This is a genomic window from Deinococcus psychrotolerans (assembly GCF_003860465.1).
GTDB lineage: Bacteria > Deinococcota > Deinococci > Deinococcales > Deinococcaceae > Deinococcus > Deinococcus psychrotolerans.
The window spans coordinates 1,780,651-1,799,860 of the sequence record NZ_CP034183.1 but is presented as its reverse complement, the minus strand read 5'-3'; the positions used below and the strand labels follow the sequence as shown (position 1 = coordinate 1,799,860).

Sequence of the window (19,210 nt, the reverse complement as noted above, 5' to 3'; positions counted from 1 at the left end):
GTGAACGGCTTTTGTAAGGTTGACAAGCAGAATGCAGCTCTGCTGACGTCTGGGACGGTTGTAAGCGGGACAGGGGTGAGCGGTCTAGCCGAGTCCAGTCGAGTGAGGGTAGCTGATGTTTCCTGATTTCCGAAAATTCTCTTCTTCCGCCGCTGCGCTGACGCCCCGGCAGGCGTCCCGCGTTTTTTCGTGGACGCGCTTCATGATTTTGCTGGCGCTGCTCCTGATCTTGGTCGGCAGCATGAGCGGCGTGCTGTGGGCCAACCGGCGCAGCGGCGAAGCCATTCTCAAAGCGCAGGCGCGGGACGGTTTGATGCAGCTTGTGCGCGTGACCGGCGACAACGTGGGCGCTTATTTGCAGACCGCTTTGCAGATCGTGAGCATCAACCGCTCGCTGATTTTGTCGGGGCAGCTCGATGTCAGCAGCAGCGCTGACGTCACGCTGACGTTCAACACCATGCTGTACGCCATCAAGCAGCTCGACGGCGTGCTGCTCGGCCATACCGACGGACGTTTTGAATATGTGCGGCGCAGCGGCAGTGGGCTTTACATCAAAGTTATCGAGCGGGGCGGACAAAACAGCAGCGAGGTGACCCAGCTCGACGCTGAGAACCGGGTGGTGTCCCGGGTCACGGCGGCAGATCCCTATGACCCGCGCACCCGACTCTGGTACAAGCTGGCGCTCGAAAAACCGGGCCAGAGCGTTTGGACGCCGCCTTACGTGTTCGCCTCATCGCAGTTGCCCGGCGTCACGGTGGCCACTGCCCTGATTGCCCCCGGCGGCACGCGAGTGGTCGTCGGCACCGATGTCCGGCTCAGCGGCCTGGTGCAGCTTCTCGAAAACCTCAAGCTGACGCCCGGAGGCCGCGCCTTTATCACCGACAGTCAGGGCCACGCCATCGCGACTTCAAGAGCCTGGCCGCGTGACGTGCAGGGCCGGGTGCCGACACTCAAAGAAGTCGGTGATCCGGCGCTGGGAGCCCTCTTGACAGGCGGCGCTTTGCTGAGCCTCCAGAAAAACGCCGAGCTGACCCGCCGCTACAGTGTGGGCAACGAAGCCTACTCGGCGGTGCTGCACCGGGTCGAAGTGCAGCCGGGGGTGTACTGGGTGGTCGGTGTCTACGCGCCTGACCGTGATTTTGTCAGCGACCTGAGCGGGGTGGCCCGCCAGCAACTGATTCTCACGGCGGCCCTGATCCTCCTGACCATCTTGGTGGCTTGGCCGCTGGCCTTCAGCGCCACCCAACCCTTGGCCGCGCTTCAGCGCCAAGCCAGCACCGATGCCCTGACCGGCCTGCGCAACCGCGCCAGCTTTTTGGCTCAACTCGCCGAGGATCTGGGAAGAAAAACCCTGAGCGATACCGAATTGGGTGTGGCGATTCTCGACCTCGACAGCTTCAAGGCCATCAATGACACGTTCGGACACGGAGTTGGCGACGAAGTGTTGCAGGCGTTCAGCACCTTTTTGCTGGCGGCGACCTTGCCCGGCGACACGGTGGGGCGTTTGGGCGGCGACGAATTTGCGCTGCTCCTGCGCGGCCCAAATCAGGCCGAGGTGCGACTGCGCTTGGAAGGCCTCTTGGAACAGCTGGCCCTGAAACCGCTGGAAGTGAGGGGAGTCAGCCGCGAGCTTCGGGCCACGGCGGGCCTGACCTTCCACGTGCCTCAGGCGGCGGCCACACACTTGGCCCGCAGCCGCGAGCAACTGGCCAGTCATCTGCTGGCCCGCGCCGACGCCGCGCTAATTGGCGGCAAGCGGCTGGAGAAGGGCCGTGTGTGGGTTGGTGACGAAGTCGAGCGCTGAGGTCAAGGCGAGGTCAACGCCCCGAATTTTTAGGCCGCTCAAATGAGCGCCGGAATGGGGAAAGTCGGCCTGTCATCCGGAGTTCGGTGATGGAGCGCTAAGCGCTGTGGTCGCTTCGCTCTAATCAAACCGCCGGACGAAATGGTATCTTGAGATGTATAGACTACTGGCTATATACTGGCACATATTGTATCTTGAGGTATGTGGACTACAACAGGTGGTACCAACCTATTTAATACTAGCCGATCTTCGGTCAGAATTATGCTCACACTGAACTCAATTCAGAATCCTGGCCCTACGCGGGCATTTTCTCTTTCCCACCTTGTGAGCATGTGATGCAACTTGTCTATGACTCGCTGACCGGTAATGTCCGCCGCTTCGCTGAGGATGTGGCGCGGCAGCTCGGCGGAATGCCGATTTTTCCTGTCAGTAAAGCTCAAGAGTTGCCTGACGACGATTACTTGTTGCTGACCTATACCTTCGGCACCGGCGGCGTGCCCGCCAGCACTCAAGCGTTTTTGCAACAGCGGGCTTCGCGCTTATGTGGAGTGGTGTCGAGCGGTTCGTTTCACTGGGGCCGCAACTTCGCTCGTGCCGCTGACGTGATCGCCGGGCAGTACGGCGTGCCGGTGGTCGCCAAAGTCAACAAAGCTGGCAGTGCTGCCGACCGCGTACGGGTGCTGGACTGGATCGGCGAGCGCAACAACCACAAAATAGAGAATGTGAACTGATGGAACGCTGGATTGAACTCAACAACAAAGTGATCGCCGGAAATGTGGTGCAGCCTCAACATGACAGCGAAGCGCTGCAAGTCTACTTTCAGGAGAAAGTCAACCCCAATACGGTCTTTTTTCATGATTTGAAAGAGAAAATTCGGTATTTGACCGATCACGGCCTCTGGGACGCAACGCTTTTTGAGCGCTACAGTGCCGAAGAAGTGCGCTCAGTCTTTGAACGTGCCTACAGCTATAAATTCCGTTTCAAGAGCTTTATGGGGGCCAGCAAGTTTTACAACGAGTACGCCACCATGACGCCGGATCGGAGCCGCTGGCTGGAGCGCTACGAAGACCGGATGGCCATCACGGCGCTGGCCCGTTCGGAAAGCGCGGATGAAGCGCTGGAACTCGTTCACCATTTGGTCAACCAAACGTTTACGCCCGCCACGCCCACGCTGATGAACTCCGGCAAAGCCAACACTGGGCGCTTGGTGAGCTGCTTTTTGCTGCAAGACTGCACCGACAACTTGGATTCGATTACCAAAACGCTGTCGTTCGTGGCTGAGCTCAGCAAGGGCGGCGGCGGCATCGGGGTGGAGGTCAGCAACTTGCGGGCACGCGGCGAGAGCCTGCGCGGCATTCAGAATGTCACCAAAGGCGTGCTGGGCGTCGCCAAGATGCTCGACAACATGCTGCGCTACGCCGATCAAGCCGGGCAGCGGCCTGGAGCGGGGGCGATCTATCTCAACGTGATGCACGCCGACTTTCTGGACGTGCTGAGCGCCAAGAAAATCGCTTCCGACGAGGATTCCCGCCTCAAAACCCTCAGCGTCGGCGCGACCATTCCTGATGTATTCATGGAAAAAGCGCGGCTGGGCGAGGATATTTTCCAGTTTTACCCGCATTCGCTCTGGCAAGAAACCGGAAAAGAGTTCAGCGACATCGATTGGACACGCGACTACCAAGCGCTGGCCGACAACGCCAATATCCGCAAGAAGCGCGTTTCGGCCCGCCGGGTGCTGGAAGACATCGCTGTGACGCAGGGCGAGAGCGGCTATCCGTACCTGCTGTTTGAAGGCAATGCCAACCGCGCCAACCCGATTGCCAACGTCGGCAGCATCAAAATGAGCAACCTCTGCTCCGAGATTTTGCAGCCCACCTTGCCCAGTTACTTTCACGCCTACGGTCAGGAAGCCAAAGACCGCATCGGGCTGGACGTGTCGTGCAATCTATCGTCACTGGTGATCGAGCAGACCATGAACAGCGGCGACATCGGGCGGGTGGTATCGGCGGCCATTGGCCTGCTCGACAACGTGGCCCGCTCGACCAGCGTCACTGAAGTTCCTGCCGTCAAGCGGGCCAACGACGAGATGCGTTCGATTGGTTTGGGCGCAATGGGCCTGCACTCGTTTCTGGCGGGCAAGGAGCTCGTCTACGGCAGCGCCGAGGCGTTAGAGTTCGTGGACGTATTTTTTGCGGCGGTGCATTACCATGCCCGCAAAGCCAGCATGCAGATCGCCCGCGACACCGGCTTCGTCTTCAAGGGCTTTGAAGGTAGTCGCTATCAGTCCGGCAAGCATTTTGCCCAGTACCTAGAGCGTGAATTTGTGCCGCACACGGCCGAAGTCACTGCCCTGTTTGAAGGCCATTCCCTGCCCAGCCGCGCCGATTGGCAGCAGCTCGTCAGCGATATCAAGCAGCACGGCCTCGCGCACTCGTTCGTGATGGCGGTTGCGCCCACCGGCAGCATCAGCTATGTCTCGCACGCCAGCGCCAGCATCATGCCGATCACTGAGCGCGTGGAAACCCGCACCAGCAACAAGGCGCGCACCATTTACCCGATGCCGCACCTCTCTCCCGATACCGAGTGGTATTACGAGGAAGCCTACGACATGGATCAGCGCCGGGTATTAGACACGGTGGCCGCTGCCCAAAAGCACGTGGATCAGGGCATCAGTTGCACCCTGTTTGTGCCGAGTACCACCAGCACCCGCGCCCTGCAAGCGTATTACCTGTATGCCTACCGACTCGGCATCAAAACGCTGTACTACACACGGATGCGCAAAACCAACTTGGAAGAGTGCTTGAGCTGCGTCGTTTAATCTTTTCTCTTAATCTCGCTTGAATCTCTAAGGAGTATCTATGTCCCCTTTCTCTGCCGCCAACTGGTCTGAACCCGAAGACAGCTTTTCCACCACTTTTTACGAAAAATACACCTCTCAGCTTTGGTTTCCTGAAGAAATTCCGCTCAGCAACGACGCTTTGGTGTGGAAGGCGCTCGGTGATGAAGAACGCTGGACATACATTCACGCTTCGGCGGGCCTGAACGCTTTGGATACCTTGCAAGGTGAAATTGGAATGCCGGTGCTGAGTGACTTGGTCGAAGGCCACATCCGAAAGGCCACGCTTCAGTTTCAAGCGACCATGGAGAATATCCACGCCCGCAGCTACAGCTTGATGAATAAAACCTTTCTGTCTACCAGCGAAGAGCGCGAAGTCTTCGAGTGGATCAGAACGCAGCCGCAACTTCAATTCAAAATCAGCTTCATTCAGGGTGTCTTCGCTGATCCTGACGTGTCCAATCTAGGCCTCTGGAAAAAGCTGGCGGTGTCTTGCATGCTGGAAACGGCTTTATTCTACAGCGGCTTCTTTTACCCTCTGTATATGGCTGGGCAAGGCCGGATGGTGTCGGCAGGCGAGATTTTCAATTTGATTATCTTGGATGAAGCGCTGCACGGCGTGTATGTAGCGCTGCTGGCACAGGAGAAGTTCAATTTGATGAATCCTGCCGAGCAGGCCTACGCCAAAGCCTGGTACAACCAAACTTTGCAGACGCTTTATCAAAACGAACTGGCTTATACCGATGTGCTGTATGCCGGGGTGAACTTGACTGGCGAAGTCAAGCGTTTTATCCGCTTTAACTGCAATGTCTTGGCAGACAACTTGGCTTTGGAGCGCCCCTTTCCCGACGAGGAAATCAACGCCGTGGTGCAAAACGGCATCGAAGCACGCGGCACCACCCACGATTTTTTCAGCGCCAAAGGCAGCAGTTACAGCAAAGTGCGGGTCGAAACGCTGAGCGACGCCGATGTGGAAGCTATCTGGGCCGGCGGATTCCCCGATCTGGACAATACGAATCAGCCTGTGCGGGTGAGCCATGACTGAGGCACCGAGCAAACCGTTCGTGCTGCTGACCCAAAACGACTGCCCTAATTGTGAGCGCCTCAAAATGATGCTGGCCAAGCCGCTCAAAGGCGAATTTGACGGGCAGATCATGACGGTTCACCGCCAAAACGACGCGGACGAATTCGCCGCCCTGACCGCCGCGCACTTCATTCAAACTACGCCTGCGCTGCTGCATCTGCCGTCGGGCAAGGTGCTGCTGCAAACCTCGGGGTTGGGCGAAGTTCAGCGGTTTTTGCGGGGTTAACAGAGAGTCAGCCCCCAACCTCAGCCAGCGCCCGGCACCGTTCGGCCAATGTGCCAAACGTATCGTGGAGCTGCGCCGGCGCGGCAATTCGCACTTCACAGCACAGGCCCAGCAGCATGGCGGCAAATGCCTCCAAGTGCTCCCGCTGGGCCTGCACCCTTGTCCCGCCGTTTTCCTCGGTCAAGGTGACGCCCCAAGTCGAGACTCGTCCGCGCAGCGTACTGGAAGGCAGGCCCAGCCAAACATCGATGTGGTGACTTTCAGGCGTGTCGGGCCAAGTGGCCCGCAAATGGCCCAGCACGTCGAAGTCCCCGGGCGGCACAAACGAAGCGTCCAGCACTGTGAGAGCCGACATCCGGTCTAATCGGAAACAGCGCAGCGCCTCGCGGCTGTGGCAGCGTCCCACCGCGTACCAACTGCCGCCGAACTGAGCGACGCGGTAGATGTCCACCGTTCGCAGCGAGTCCACGTTGAGGCGCGAGCGGTAAGCAAACTGCGCGGCCTTGGCGTGGCGCACGGCCCTCAGCAGCGTGACCAGTAGCGCAGCGTCGGTGCTGACAGTCCACGCCTCCGTGTCGAGTTGCACCGCTTCTTCGATGGCCTCCATTTCTTGGCGTAGGGCGTGCGGCAGGGTACGGCGCAGTTTGGCCCCTGCGCTGTGTGCGGCCGGCGTCAGGGCGGTGAGGCCGAGGTGTTGAAGGGCCTTGAGGCCCAGCGCGAGGCTGAGGGCTTCTTCTCCGCTGAACATCAGGGGCGGCAACCGGAAGCCGGGCCTCAGTCGGTACGCGCCGCCCACACCCCGCTTGCCCTCCACCGGAATGCCCAGGTCTTGCAGCCGCGCCACATAGCGCTGCACCGTTCGTGGGCTGACTTCAAGGCGACGGGCCAGCTCACTGCCCGTCACCTGTTCGCGTTCTTGCAGCAGTTCCAACACTGTCAGCACCCGCATGGATGGGTCGTACATACGGATTATTTTGCCCCAAAAACACGACAAGTTCTGACGGGTATCGGGATTAAGCTGAGAGCAGAACCAACCAGACCCATTTGGAGGTGTTTGTATGACTCAGACTGAAACCGCGCCCGTGATCGTGACTCCCGAGCAGTTCCTGACGTACTGGCAAGGCCAGCGTCGCCTGACCCGCCGCGTGATCGAGGCCTTTCCAATTGCGCAGACCGAAGATCAGCTCTTTAGCTTTTCTATCGGCGGCATGCGGCCTTTCGGGGTGATGGCGTGGGAAATTTATCAGGTCAGTGCCCTGACGCTGGGGGGCTTACTCAGCGGCGAGTGGCCGATGCCGGATTGGCGTGAAGGCGTTTCCTTTGAACGGGCCGCGCTGCTGAAGGCTTGGGACGATTTGACCGAGCAGATCAACCGCGATTTTCTCAAAGTGGACATAGCTTTTTATGCCCAGCAACACCTTTTGCCTTGGGGCGAGATGAGCGGTTGGGCGGCGGCCATTTACGCCGTCGACAACGAAACGCACCACCGGGGCGAGGGCTACGTGTATTTGCGGGCGCTGGGGATTGAGCCGCCTGCTTTTTATGAGCGCTGAGCGCTCTCTCTTGACGAGTCAGGCTCAATGAGCGCATCCGATTCTTGGAGAGGTATACACCATGAACATTCTCGAAACCTACGATTACCTTGTGCGTGCTCGCCGTGATTTGTGGACTGCGCTAGAGGCCGCGCCGGACGAGGTGCTGTCGCGGCCCATGCTGGACGGTGAGCGCTTTCACTGCATCAAGGACTTGGTGGCCCACACGGCAGGAGTGGAAGACGGCTGGCTTCATTGCACCATTTTGCAAGACACTCCTGTGGAGGACTCTTTCCCGGCAATCAGAGACGCCGGGAGTGGCCCAGTTTACGCGGATTTCGCGCTGTCAGCATTGCTGGAGTATTGGCGGGCGGTGGAGCAGAGCACCCTGGCCTTCCTTGCCGCGCTCACCGAAACCGACCTGGAACGGGTCGTGGAAGACTCGCCCACCGAATCCTTCAAACTGGACGGCCTGCTGTGGCACGTGATGCTGCATGAGGTTCGGCACACCGCTCAGATTTGCGCTTTGCTGCGAACCCAGGGTGTCCAACCGCCCTCGCTGGATCTGTTGTTTTATTTGCCGAATTTGAAAACTGAGTCTCAAGCTTGAGTGGTGAATGGCAACTGAGTACTGTAGACGGCGTGCAGCACTCTGCCCCCGGTTACAAGCTGTCTTGAACACCGTCGTGCGCTGGGCTTCGTCACTCCTCTGGACTGTTGGCCGCCGCTTTTTGCACCAGTGGCATGATGGTCAGTCCCTGCACCGCGATGGTAAACAGCACGATGAAATAGGTGGCGGTGATCAGATCGGCGCGGTAAGCGCTGGGAGGCAGGCCCAGCACCAAGCTGATGGCGATGCCGCCGCGCAGGCCGCCCCAGGTCAGCAGCCGCACGGTGTACGCGCCGTAATTGCCCCAGCGCCGCACCAAGCCGAACGGCACGGCCACGCTGACGTAACGCGCCGCCAGCGCCACAACGATCAGCAGCGCTCCCGCCGCGAACTGCTGAACGGTGCTGGGCGTCAGCAGCACGTCTAGGCCGATGAAGGCGAACAGCAAAATATTGAGCACCTGGTCGATGGTTTCCCAGAAATTCATAACCTGTTCGCGGGTCTCTTCGGTGAAAATCCGGTCTTTGTAAGCGGAAATGACCAACCCGAACACCACCATCGCCAGCGGCCCGCTGACACCCAACCCCAGCGCCAGCACGTAGCCGCCGATGACCAGCGCGAGGGTGAGCAGCACCTCCACCGCCGCGTTTTCGATAGTGCGGGTCAGGTAAAGGCCCACCAAGCCCAGCACTCCGCCCAGCAGCACGCCGCCCAGCGCTTCGCGGGCAAACAAGCCCAGCGCGTCGACTACGCTGGCGGCGTGTTCGCCGTTTCCGACCAGCCCGCTCAGCACCAGAAAAATCACCACGCCCACGCCGTCGTTAAAGAGGCTCTCCCCGGCGATCAGCGTCTCCAAGCGCGGCGGCACTTTGGCCCGCTTGAGGAGGTCGAGTACGGCCACAGGATCGGTGGGCGAGATCAGCGCTCCGAACAAGAGTGCTCCGATCAGCGGCACCGCCAGACCCAGCGCCCCGAACACCAGATAAGAGCCGAAGCCCACCAGCACCGTGCTGATCAGGGTGCTGAACACCGCCAGCGTCAGAATGGTGACGCGCTGCTTGAGCATCTGAGCCGCATTGAGACTCAGCGCTCCGGCAAACAGCAGCAGGCTCAGGATGCCGTTGAGCACAAAGTCAGTGAAGTTGAGCGTTTTGAGCATGAAGCGGGCGTAGTGGCCGACGCCGGGCAAAGCCAGCGCGTCTAAGACCACCAGCACGACGCCGGCCAGTGCGCCGGAGAGGGCCACGCCCACGGTGGTCGGAAAATGCAAGAAGCGTTCGTTAAGGTACGCCAGCGCGGCGGTGACGCAAAGGAGGAGCGCGAAGGCGGTCAGCATGACGAGCAGTGTAGCGGGGTGGGGGTTTGTTTCGTGCTGCCGCCCCGCTAAACGTAGAATGACGGCATGACCGAGATGGATGAGCGCTATGAATTTGAGCCTGAAGATTTTGGAACAGAGGACTTTGAGCAAAGCGGCCTTGACAACGAAGCGCTGTACTTGGAGCGGCTCAACGGCGCTGACCTTTACTTTGAAGTGGTCGGGCCGGAGGACGAGGAAAGCGGCGACAAGCCGACTTTGCTTTATCTGCACGGCGGCCCCGGCTACAACGCGCTGACCTTCCGCGACCTGGTGGGCGAGCGCCTGAGTGCTTACCGGGTGATTTATTTGGATCAGCGCGGCGGCGGGCGCAGCGGCCCCTTAGACGACACCGAGCAGGGCAGCGACGCCCTCGACCTCGACACCCTGACGGCGGACGTGGAAGCGGTGCGCGAATTTCTGGAGATCGATAAGATTACCCCCATAGGACACGGCTTCGGCGCACTGATCGCGCTGGAATACGCCCGCCGTTTTCCTATGCACACCAATCGGGTGGTCTGCATCAACCCGTGGGTTCACTTTCCCGATCTGGCCCTGACCTTACTGGAGGAAGCCAGCGCCCGCCGCAGCGTCAAACTCGACGATCCGAGCGCCGAGGTCAAGGCCGCCGCGCCCGAAGGCCAGCATCCTCAGGTCGGTGCGGCCCGTATTGAAGCGGCCTTTGGCCTGATCAACGCCCGTGACCTGCTCAACGCCCTGCACTTCAAAGACGCGCCCAGTCGGATGCGCTTGGAATTTTCCGACGTGGAAGGCCAATTGATGGGCGGGGCCGAGGTGCAGCAGGCGTTGGTCAATCAGGGGCTGTGGGAGTTTGAATACCCGCCGTTTCTGACCGAGATCAAGCGCCAAATCTATGTGATCGCCGGAACACACGACGCCACCAGTTACCCCGCGCAGGTGCAGTGGGTCGAAGACCTGGCCGATGCCGAAGTGACCTTGCTCGACGCCGGCCATTACCCGTGGCTGGATGACGAGGACGAATTTGTGGAGGCGCTGGAGGAAGCGCTGACCCGCTGAACAAAGCTCACAGCACGCAGCGCACGTCCTGGCCGAAGTATTTCTTGCTCAGGGCCGTGTAGCTGCCGTCGGCCAGCATCTTTTTGAGGGCGATGTTGACGGGGCCCAGCACCTCGTTGTTGGCAGACAGCTCGGTGCCGCTACTGCGGTTCATGACCAGCGTGATGTCTTGCGACCACAGCAGCGGGCTGACCTGAATGACCTTCGCGCCCGCCGCTTTGAACATCTTGAGGGCAGCATAACGGTCCATCACCAAAGCGTCCATCTTCCCGGTCAGAAAGGCCAGCAACGCCTGATCATCATCGTTAAAGACGTTGACCTGCTTTTCGAACGGCAGGTTGCGCACGTAATAAAAATAACTGCTGCCGGTCACGACGGCGACGCGCTTGCCTTTGAGTTCATTGTCGTAGGTGGGGCCGCCGGGCCGGGCCAGAATCACCCCGCCAGTGCAGGCCAGCGGCTTGCTGAGCGTCACGTCGCTCAGCGGCTGTGGCAACTGGCTGTCGATGACCGCGTCGTAGTTGCCTGACCGCAGACCCTGCATCAGCGCCTCGGGCGTGCCGACCTTGCGCCAGGTGATAGTGCTGACCTTCATCTGCTTGCCGATGATACTCAGCAGTTCGGTGGCAAAGCCCTCGAAGGCTGCTCCATTTTGGTTGATAAGGGGCGGTTGGGCCGTGCTGAAAGCCAATTTGAACTGTCCCTTGCCCTGAATGTTGGCCAGGCCAGCGGCCTGAACCGGACTGGCTAATCCGATGATTGAGCCGAGCAGGGCCAGATGAGCGAGATGAATGCGGAATCGTAGCAAGGTAAGAGCCTCCTGAACAGATCATCCTCGCCGTTCGGGAAGGTGCCGGGCTGGAAAAGCCGTCAACAGACTGACCGCTCCAAAACCGACTGGCACATCCTTACGCGAAGATGTGCCAGCCTAGAGTTTCCTTTCTTTTCAACTTCTGACAAACTGCTCTGGAGCGCCCCAGCCCCGTCTACGACTACATATTGTGCAGAACGTTCATGATGTCGCCGTCTTTCATCACGTACTCTTTGCCTTCGGTTCTGACCCAGCCTTTGCTTTTGGCAGTGGTCCAGCCTCCGGCTTCCACCATTTTTTGCCACTCGATCACTTCGGCCCGGATAAAGCCGCGTTCCAAGTCCGAGTGGATTTCTCCGGCGGCTTCGGGGGCTTTTTCACCTTTGTGAATCGTCCAAGCCCGCACTTCTTTTTCGCCGGAAGTGATGAAGGTGATCAGGCCCAGCGTGTCGTAGCCGACTTTAACAAGTTGATCGAGGCCGCTTTCCTGTACGCCGAGGTCATGCAAAAAGGCGCGGGCGTCTTCTTCTTCCATCTCGGCCAGTTCGCCTTCAATCTGGGCGCTGATCTTGACGACGTGTGAACCTTCCTTGGCGGCGTGATCGCGCACCAATTGGACGTACTCGTTGTCGCTGGCCAGATTGTCTTCACCGACGTTGGCAACGTAAATGACCGGCTTGTTGGTAATCAGGCCGAAGTCTTTGGGTACTTCGCCTTCCACCTGTGCGGCGCGGGCGGGTTGGCCCTCGCCCAGCACTTTCAAAATGGCCTCAGCGATTTCAAGTTGCTCTTTGGCTTCCTTGTCGCCGCCTTTGGCTTTTTTGCTCAGGCCCACCACGCGCTTTTCTAAGCCCGCCAAATCGGCCAAAATCAGCTCGGTGTTGATGGTTTCGATGTCGTCCAGCGGATCGACTTTGTTGGACACGTGAATCACGTTGCCGTCTTCAAAGCAGCGCACCACGTGGGCAATCGCGTCGACTTCGCGGATATTGGCCAGAAACTGATTGCCCAGTCCTTCACCCTGCGAAGCGCCCTTCACGAGGCCGGCGATGTCCACGAACTCCACGAACGTTGGGATGATTGGCGGCACCCGCTCGCCTTTGGTAAAGACCTTGCTCAGCGCGGCGAGGCGCTCGTCCGGCACGTTCACACGGCCCACGTTGGGTTCGATGGTGGCAAACGGGTAATTGGCGGCCAGCGCTCCGGCGCGGGTGATGGCGTTAAACAGCGTCGATTTGCCGACATTGGGCAAGCCAACGATTCCGATACTCAAACTTGACATGCGCGTTTCTCCTTACGCGCCCGCAGGCGCAACGGAAAGCAGTTTAGCGCACAGCAGCGGTTGAGGGAAACCTTGGGCTGGGGTGCTGGTCGGCGGAGCGTGGCTCACGGCTTAATCAGGAGTGTTCCCACGTCCGCCGAGGGCTGAGACGGCCCCAGCGTCACACTGGCTTTTGCGCCGGGTTCGCTTCCTTCGCCGCCGAGCGCGTTGCCGCTGCGGTCATAGCCTGCCAGCACCTGAAAATCGCCGTCAGGCAGGTAAGCGCTGAACTGTCCTGCGGCGTCCAGTACCGGAGCAAAGGTGGAGGTGGTGCCCAGGATACTGAAGGTAAAGGTATTGCTGATGGCTGGAGCGCCGAGCGCGGCGGCGGCGTTGATGAGGCCGTAGCCGGTCAAATCGTCGCGCCCCGCCGTGCCGAGGTCGGTGGCGGTGTCCTGCATAATGTTGAGCGCCTGCGCAGGGGTGCTGGCCACGCCTTTGCTCAGCAGCAGGGCGGCGAGGGCGCTGACCTGCGGCGCGGCCTGCGAAGTGCCGGATTCGAACTGATAGCTCGGCTGATTTTTGTCGTAATTCCAAGAGGTCGAGAAAATAGAATCCGACACCACTACGCCGCCGAGCTTGAGATTCATGTTGTAAGTGGGATTACTGGGGTCGGCCCCGCCGTAAGCGGCCAGCGTCACTTGCGGGTAGCGCTGGCTGTATTCGGCGTGGAGCGGGAGTCCCCCTGCGTCAGGCCGCACCGAGGCCACGCTGACGGCTCCCGCGCAGGCTGCCGGATAGTACGGCTGGGTGCCGCCGCCGTTGCCCGCCGCGACCACCACCAACACCCCGCGCTGCGTGGCTGAGGCAATCGCGTCGCACAGCGGCTGAGCGCCCGCCACGCTGATCGGCCCGCCCAGCGACAAGTTGATGACCTGAGCCGGATGCGGATTGGTGTATGTGACCGACCGCAGCGTGATGGGCTTGCCGGAAGCGTAATCAATGGCCATAGCCACACCGCTTTCCGAGGCGCTGCCGAAGCGGTCGATTGCCCGCACCGGCAACACCTTGATCGGAGCGCTCAGCGCCGCGCCCACCACGCCGCTGGTGCTGCATCCGGCACAGGGCGAGGCGAAGCTGCCCTCGCCCGCCGCGATAATGCCGCTGACATGGGTGCCGTGACTGCCGGTGGTGCCGCTTTCGCCCGGATCGGTGGGATCGGTGTCGGGGCCGTAGGCGTCGGTGGTGACGATGTCCAGCGCCCCCTCACCACTTTTCCACAGCCTGCCAGCAAAATCGGGGTGGTCAAAGCGCACGCCGGTATCGATGACGGCCACCGTGACCGGATTGAGGTAGGGGGTGTTTTTCATATCGCGCCAGACTGCCGAGTAGCCCATCAAGCGGTAAGCGTACTGAAGCTGGGCATACTCGTCGGAAGGCAGGTAAGGCGCTTGCAGGGCCGGTACCGGTACATCCTGCGCCCGCAGCACCGCGTCCGGCACGGCGTAATTGACGCTGGGATCGGCCCGCAAAGCGCTGAGGGTGGCGCTGACATCGCTGGTGTCCAGCTTGAGGGTTTGCCCCGACTGCGCCGCGAGCGAGAGGCTTTGCACGGGCAGCGCTAGGCTTTCTATTCCTCTGTTCGGTACCCTACCCGCCGTCAGCGCGGGCAGCGCCGAGAGCAGCGCCGATTCGGTTTTGTAGTTGACGATCACGCCCCGCGCTCCGGCTGAATTGCTGAGGGCTGAAGGGTTGACCCGCAGCGGCGCGGCAGGCAGCACCGAGAGCGCCGAAGGGCCTTGAGCGCTGATTTGCCCGCTCACCTGTCCGGTCAGGTGATAGAGGTCGGCGCTGACGTTGAGGGTGGTGGTGCCTGCCGCCCCGCCGCGCAGGGGGTGGGCTTTCCAGAGCAGTTGCAGTCCGGCGCTGAGCTGCTTGACATCTGCTTTTGTCAGCGCGGCGGCGCTGCGGTTGAGGGTCAGTGTCGTTTTCACGTTGCCGCTGCCGCTGAGTGGGTAAGCGCTGAGCCAACCCGGCAAGCCGGTGAGGTTCCAGGTGCCGTCAAAGGGAGCGCTGTAGGCGTCGCTCAGCGCGTTGGCGGCGGATAAGCTCACTTGGCTGGGCAAGCTGGCCGGAGCGCCCGGGTTAGACGGCCCCGCCGTGCCCGCGCCGTCTGACGGATCAGGCACAGTGGTTTGGGGGCAGGCGGTCAGCAGCAAGCTGAAGCCCAGGAGCGCGGTCAGGGTGGCGCGGTTCATTGCTTATCAGCATGCCGCTTTTTGCCTGATGGGGGATGTGACGCGGTGGGCAGGGAGTAAGGCTGCGCTGGGGGGATGGGCCGCCGAGCGCCGATGCGTCACAATAAGCGCCATGCCGAGTGGGCGCGTTCACAACATCATCAACACGGCCACCTACGGCTTGATCGCTGCGGCGACCCTGTGGGCACAGTCACAGCAACTCGTGGTTCTCACGCTGCCGCAGGCCGCCAGCTTCAGCGTTGCCTATGCGGTGGGCACCTTCTTACTGTCGCCGGACCTCGATTTGGCCGAGGGACGGGTGGACAGCAAACGCCGCTGGGGGCTGCTGGGTTTCATTTGGGTGCCGTATGGCCGCATGTTCAGCCACAGGGGTCTGTCGCACACATGGCTGCTGGGGCCGCTGACCCGCTTGGTGTATCTGGGCTTGATTGCCCTGCTCCTCTACAGTGCGCTGCTGTTGGTGTGGCCAAAGCTGCACTGGCCCGCGTCTTGGCCCGCCACCACCTCCTCGCCCAGCCTTGAAGTGCTGTTGCCGCTGGCGCTGGGGTACTACGTCAGCCAGTGGCTGCACCTGATCGCCGACGGTATCAGGCCCGATCACGGCATGCGGCGCAGTCAGCAAAAATTCAGGAAGCTGCGCGGCGGGGCGCGGCGGCTGGGCAAGGGGCGCTGAGTACAGCGTTCGGGCTCGCCGTCAACCCATAACCTGCACCCAGCCATCTCCAGCTCAGCTCGGCACATCCGTCCCCGGCTCTCGGCGCTATCCTCGCGCTATGGCCCGCTTCCTGCCGGTTTCCCTGATGGCCCTTTGTCTGCTGCTCGGCGGCTGCTCGCCCGGAGGCGTGAGCCGAATCCGCGCTCAAGTCCGTGACTGGCCCGGCGAGGCGGGGCAAGTTATGATCCTCGGCGGCGGCGGCGCGGCTTTGACCAGCAGCGCTATCGACAAGGTGGGGCGCTTTACCTTGCCTTTGCCCGGCGCGGCGGCGATGGCTCCGTTATTGCGGCCCACTTTGCAGCCGAACCTTGCGGCGGGCTGCACCGACAAGGTGGCGGTCAGCGACCCGGCGGCCCAGTTTTACCTGCTGCCGAGCATCAGCGCCTCGGCGGCGGGAACGGCCCTCACGCTGGTGAGCCAGACCCGCAGCAACGTGCCGGGCGGGCCGCTGGACCAGCGCGTTTATATCTACGCCAGCACACCAGCCCGTGTGCAGGGTGACTCGACGTGCGCGGTGGCGGCGTCCAGCACCAGTTACGCCCTGAATCTCAAGGCGGGCTGGAATTACGCGGTCATGCGCCGCCCGACGCCCAGCAGTCCAGCACGCCTTGAGAGTGTGGGCGACGACGGCTTTGAAGGCTGGGAAGTGGCAAAGGGGAAGTGAGGAAATGGGCTACGGGGACGTGGTGAAAACGAATCGAGCCTCAGCCGTTCTTAGCCCCGTTTCCGTTCAGCGCTGACCTACTTGGCCGCTTTGGGTTTCTTGGTCTTGCCCTGCTTTTTGGCGGCGGCTTTTTCGGCCCGCATTTTGTCCTGAAACTGTTTGGCCGTGTCTTCCATCAGTTGAGCGCCCTGCTGATCGACCGCCCGCTGCAATTCAATCAGGGTCTGCCCGCTCATGTTGCGGAGTTGGGCTTCGATTTGCTTGCCAATGAAGTTGTAGCGGATGGTGGCATTGGTGCTCAGCGTGACTTCGGTGCCGCCGGGAATGTTCTTGAAGACCCAGCTCTGGGTGTATTTCTCGATGGGGCCGAAGGGCTTCACCGCTTCCCAGCCGCCGCGAAACGGCGCTTGAATCTGGCCGTATTTGGCGGTGTACGACAAACCCAGCAGGCGCCGCTCCAACTTGATATTCACCAGTGTGCCGCTGGCCAGTTTTTCCTCGCCGACGTAGTTGGCCAAGCGGATATTGGGATCCCAGCGGGTGCGGCGTTTGGGATCAAGAACCAGCCGAAACAGCACGTCGGGCCGTGAGCGAATAACGATGGTGTCTTTGAAACTAAGCGGTTGAGCCATGATCTCCATACTCTAACTCACGGCTCTAGCTCAGGCGGCGGGCCACCTCGGCGCGGATTTCGGTGAGTGCCGACTCAGCGAGAGCGGGGGCGGCACTTTCAGATGAAAGGGTTTCAACTGAAAAGTCAGCCAACGGCACCCAACTGACACAGCCGAGCAGCTCCGGCGTTTCCTCGACCCTGAGTGGCGGCGTCAGCGGCCAGACCCGCAGCACCACGGCGTGCAGCCAGGGGCGGTTGCGGTAGTGAAATCGCCGCTCAATCGCGCTGGCATTCAAGGCCTGCATGTCTTCTAGGGCCAGCGCTTTGTCCAGCGCTTCTATTTTGTAGACCTCCAGCACCTCGGCGCGGGCAGGCACGACAATTTGGCCCGGCGCGGGGTCGGAGCGCAGCAGGCCGCTGAATTCGGAGCGCACCTCGGCGGCGTTTTGGTGGAGGAAAGTGGGGTAGAGCAAAAACTCTCGGTGCTGGACTTCAAAGCCGTCGTGCGTTTCCATGATGCCGCCTTTGCGCAAAATCACGGCGGTCTGGCCGGTGGTCAGGGCCTGGGCTTGGGCGTCCCATTCTTTGAGGGCGGTCAGGGTCATGCGGGCAGAGTAGCGCAGCGGCTGTGTGAGTAGTACGGTCATTGGAATAGAAACTGGACGTGAGAAGTTGGGCGACTAAACTCAAGGTATGCCTGATTTGCTCGCCCTCGCACCCAACGTCTTTTTGTTCCCGGCTGCTGTCAACTCGCTGGTGTTTGTGCAGGGCAGCGGCGTCCTGGTGGTCGATACCGGCCTAGACGAGCAGCACGCCCGCAAGCTGCTGCGCGGCTTAGAAGCTCAGCACCTGACGCCGACGGCCATTCTCAACACCCATTCGCACGCCGATCATCACGGCGGCAACGCGGCTTTCCTCAAGCGCTTTCCTGATTTGCCGATCTACGCGCCGCCCTTTGAAGCCGCCATCATTGCCAATCCGCTCTTGGAGCCGTTTTACCTTTATGGTGCACACCCGCCGCAGGCCCTTCAAACCAAGTTTTTGCTGGCTCCAGCAAGTCCGGCGCAGGCCGTTGAATCCGGATTGGTTACGCTCGGCGGCGTGGACGTGGAACTGATCGAAGTGCCGGGCCACGCTTCTCAGATGTACGCCGTGAGGGTGGGGGAAGTGCTGTACGCCGCCGACGCGCTGTTCGGGCTGGAAGCGCTGAGCAAGCACCCGCTGACTTTTTGCGTGGACAGCGCCGCCATGAAGCGCAGCGCCCAGAGCCTGCTGAGTCAAGGCTTACCCAGTCTGGGCGGCGTGCGCCTGACGGTGCCGGGGCACGGCCAGTCCACTGAAGAGTTGCCCGCTCTGGTGGCTGCCAACCTCAGCGCCTTCGAGCGGGTCACGCGGGCCGTGCATGAAGCTGTGACACACGCCTCCACGGTGGATACGGCCCTGACGCGCGTTTGCGACAGCTTGGACGTTGAAATGACCAATCCCGGCGCAGTCGTGCTCAACCGCAGCGTGGTGAGCGCCCACCTCGCGGAGTTGGTGGGGCTGGGCCATGTGAGCATGCGTGTGGAGGGCAATCAACTCCTCTTCACGGGGCAGCTTTGAGCGCGTGAGCCTCTCTCCTGCACAATGTTAAAGGCCTCCTTACGGCCACATCACCCAGACGGCGCGGTGGCGGCGGTACGGTGAAGTCATGACTAAAAAGAGCAAGAACACCGCCGCACCAGCGAGCAGCGCCAAAGCCAGTGCAGGCAGCGTTAAAGACACCAAAAAGAAGGCCGCCCCGATCACCGTGAATGACGTGAGCGACGCCATGACGCCTGCCGAAGCCTCGGTGGGCAAGCAAACCGACGCGGCGCATGAGGGCGGGGAATTCAACCAACTGGTCAACCACCACTACCTCACCGAAGAGCAGTTCGGGATCGTTTCGGAGACGTTGCAGCGCAACTTGGCGACCAGCATCAACTTGTACCTAAAGTTCAAAAAGTACCACTGGGACATCCGGGGCCGCTTTTTCCGCGACCTCCACCTGGCCTATGACGATTTCATCGACGAAATCTTTCCCAGCATCGACGAGCAGGCCGAGCGCTTGGTGGCCCTCGGCGGCAGTCCCAAAAACGCCCCGGAAGACTTGGCCCGCTACAGCGTGGTTAAAGTCCCCACCGAAACCGTGCGTGACGCCCGCACCCAGGTGGCCGATCTGGTCAGTGACCTGAGCCGCGTGGGCAAAGGTTACCGCGACGACAGCGGCACAGTGGACGACGCCGAAGATCACGCCACCGCCGATATGTACAACGGCTACGCCGGCACCATCGACAAAATCCGCTGGATGCTTCAGGCGATGATGGACGACGAGCAACTGAACTGACTTTGAAGAATGAAAGGCGGAGGGAAACCTCCGCTTTTT

The 19,210-nt window shown here is 60.9% G+C and carries 19 protein-coding genes; 12 read left to right on the top strand and 7 right to left on the bottom strand.

Annotation, left to right across the window (positions count from 1 at the left end; genetic code table 11):
* The first annotated feature begins 115 nt into the window (after positions 1 to 115).
* The 5 genes from EHF33_RS08855 (at position 116) to EHF33_RS08835 (ending at position 5,950) form a co-directional block, all read left to right on the top strand.
* Positions 116 to 1,804, top strand: a complete 1,689-nt coding sequence (locus tag EHF33_RS08855) for a sensor domain-containing diguanylate cyclase (protein ID WP_124870220.1) — start codon at positions 116 to 118, stop codon at positions 1,802 to 1,804.
* Positions 1,805 to 2,139: 335 nt separating this feature from the next.
* Positions 2,140 to 2,535 (top strand): class Ib ribonucleoside-diphosphate reductase assembly flavoprotein NrdI, encoded by a 396-nt coding sequence (gene nrdI / locus EHF33_RS08850; RefSeq protein WP_241191109.1) that lies wholly within the window; start codon positions 2,140 to 2,142, stop codon positions 2,533 to 2,535.
* Positions 2,535 to 4,622, top strand: a complete 2,088-nt coding sequence (gene nrdE, locus EHF33_RS08845) for a class 1b ribonucleoside-diphosphate reductase subunit alpha (RefSeq protein ID WP_124870214.1) — start codon at positions 2,535 to 2,537, stop codon at positions 4,620 to 4,622. The genes nrdI and nrdE overlap by 1 nt, the downstream gene beginning before the upstream one ends.
* Positions 4,623 to 4,662: 40 nt before the next feature.
* Positions 4,663 to 5,685 (top strand): ribonucleotide-diphosphate reductase subunit beta, encoded by a 1,023-nt coding sequence (locus EHF33_RS08840; protein ID WP_124870211.1) that lies wholly within the window; start codon positions 4,663 to 4,665, stop codon positions 5,683 to 5,685.
* Positions 5,678 to 5,950, top strand: a complete 273-nt coding sequence (locus EHF33_RS08835; protein ID WP_124870208.1) for a YbbN family protein — start codon at positions 5,678 to 5,680, stop codon at positions 5,948 to 5,950. The genes EHF33_RS08840 and EHF33_RS08835 overlap by 8 nt, the downstream gene beginning before the upstream one ends.
* A 7-nt stretch (positions 5,951 to 5,957) precedes the next feature.
* Here the strand turns inward: EHF33_RS08835 and EHF33_RS08830 are convergent, their stop codons facing one another.
* On the bottom strand, positions 5,958 to 6,914 hold the full coding sequence (locus EHF33_RS08830; protein ID WP_124870205.1) for a helix-turn-helix transcriptional regulator: 957 nt from the start codon (positions 6,912 to 6,914) through the stop codon (positions 5,958 to 5,960).
* A gap of 94 nt (positions 6,915 to 7,008) precedes the next feature.
* On the opposite strand from EHF33_RS08830, the gene EHF33_RS08825 reads away from it, so the two are divergent.
* A complete protein-coding gene (locus tag EHF33_RS08825; RefSeq protein ID WP_124870202.1) occupies positions 7,009 to 7,503 on the top strand; it encodes a DinB family protein in 495 nt (164 codons plus the stop codon).
* Between the two features lie 61 nt (positions 7,504 to 7,564).
* Positions 7,565 to 8,092: a DinB family protein gene (locus tag EHF33_RS08820; RefSeq protein WP_124870199.1), complete on the top strand. Its 528-nt coding sequence runs from the start codon at positions 7,565 to 7,567 to the stop codon at positions 8,090 to 8,092.
* 91 nt (positions 8,093 to 8,183) lie between these two features.
* Here EHF33_RS08820 and EHF33_RS08815 read toward each other — a convergent pair whose 3' ends face one another.
* Positions 8,184 to 9,428: a cation:proton antiporter gene (locus EHF33_RS08815; RefSeq protein WP_124870196.1), complete on the bottom strand. Its 1,245-nt coding sequence runs from the start codon at positions 9,426 to 9,428 to the stop codon at positions 8,184 to 8,186.
* A gap of 66 nt (positions 9,429 to 9,494) precedes the next feature.
* Between EHF33_RS08815 and EHF33_RS08810 the strand changes: the two genes are divergently transcribed.
* On the top strand, positions 9,495 to 10,484 hold the full coding sequence (locus tag EHF33_RS08810) for an alpha/beta fold hydrolase (protein WP_241191108.1): 990 nt from the start codon (positions 9,495 to 9,497) through the stop codon (positions 10,482 to 10,484).
* A 7-nt stretch (positions 10,485 to 10,491) separates the two neighbouring features.
* Here EHF33_RS08810 and EHF33_RS08805 read toward each other — a convergent pair whose 3' ends face one another.
* The 3 genes from EHF33_RS08805 to EHF33_RS08795 form a co-directional block, all read right to left on the bottom strand.
* On the bottom strand, positions 10,492 to 11,292 hold the full coding sequence (locus EHF33_RS08805) for a substrate-binding periplasmic protein (RefSeq protein ID WP_124870193.1): 801 nt from the start codon (positions 11,290 to 11,292) through the stop codon (positions 10,492 to 10,494).
* A 184-nt stretch (positions 11,293 to 11,476) separates the two neighbouring features.
* The gene (ychF, locus tag EHF33_RS08800) at positions 11,477 to 12,577 is read right to left on the bottom strand and encodes a redox-regulated ATPase YchF (protein ID WP_124870191.1); all 1,101 of its coding nucleotides are present in this window, start codon (positions 12,575 to 12,577) and stop codon (positions 11,477 to 11,479) included.
* A gap of 104 nt (positions 12,578 to 12,681) precedes the next feature.
* Complete coding sequence (locus EHF33_RS08795; protein ID WP_124870189.1) at positions 12,682 to 14,814, bottom strand: S8 family peptidase; 2,133 nt, start codon at positions 14,812 to 14,814, stop codon at positions 12,682 to 12,684.
* Positions 14,815 to 14,926: 112 nt separating this feature from the next.
* Here EHF33_RS08795 and EHF33_RS08790 point away from each other — a divergent pair, with 112 nt between their 5' ends.
* Together EHF33_RS08790 and EHF33_RS08785 are read left to right on the top strand one after the other, a co-directional pair.
* Entirely contained in the window at positions 14,927 to 15,487 is a 561-nt protein-coding gene (locus tag EHF33_RS08790; protein WP_124870187.1) for a metal-binding protein, read from the top strand.
* A 100-nt stretch (positions 15,488 to 15,587) separates the two neighbouring features.
* Positions 15,588 to 16,193 carry a hypothetical protein gene (locus EHF33_RS08785; RefSeq protein WP_124870185.1) on the top strand — a complete coding sequence of 202 codons (606 nt, stop codon included), beginning with the start codon at positions 15,588 to 15,590 and terminating at the stop codon, positions 16,191 to 16,193.
* Between the two features lie 77 nt (positions 16,194 to 16,270).
* Here EHF33_RS08785 and EHF33_RS08780 read toward each other — a convergent pair whose 3' ends face one another.
* Together EHF33_RS08780 and EHF33_RS08775 are read right to left on the bottom strand one after the other, a co-directional pair.
* Positions 16,271 to 16,825: an SRPBCC family protein gene (locus tag EHF33_RS08780; protein WP_124870184.1), complete on the bottom strand. Its 555-nt coding sequence runs from the start codon at positions 16,823 to 16,825 to the stop codon at positions 16,271 to 16,273.
* 25 nt (positions 16,826 to 16,850) lie between these two features.
* A complete protein-coding gene (locus EHF33_RS08775) occupies positions 16,851 to 17,411 on the bottom strand; it encodes a DUF1802 family protein (RefSeq protein ID WP_124870183.1) in 561 nt (186 codons plus the stop codon).
* A gap of 88 nt (positions 17,412 to 17,499) precedes the next feature.
* Between EHF33_RS08775 and EHF33_RS08770 the strand changes: the two genes are divergently transcribed.
* Entirely contained in the window at positions 17,500 to 18,408 is a 909-nt protein-coding gene (locus EHF33_RS08770; RefSeq protein WP_124870182.1) for an MBL fold metallo-hydrolase, read from the top strand.
* 88 nt (positions 18,409 to 18,496) lie between these two features.
* Positions 18,497 to 19,171, top strand: coding sequence for a Dps family protein (locus EHF33_RS08765; RefSeq protein ID WP_241191107.1), 675 nt, complete (start codon positions 18,497 to 18,499; stop codon positions 19,169 to 19,171).
* Positions 19,172 to 19,210 lie beyond the last annotated feature (39 nt).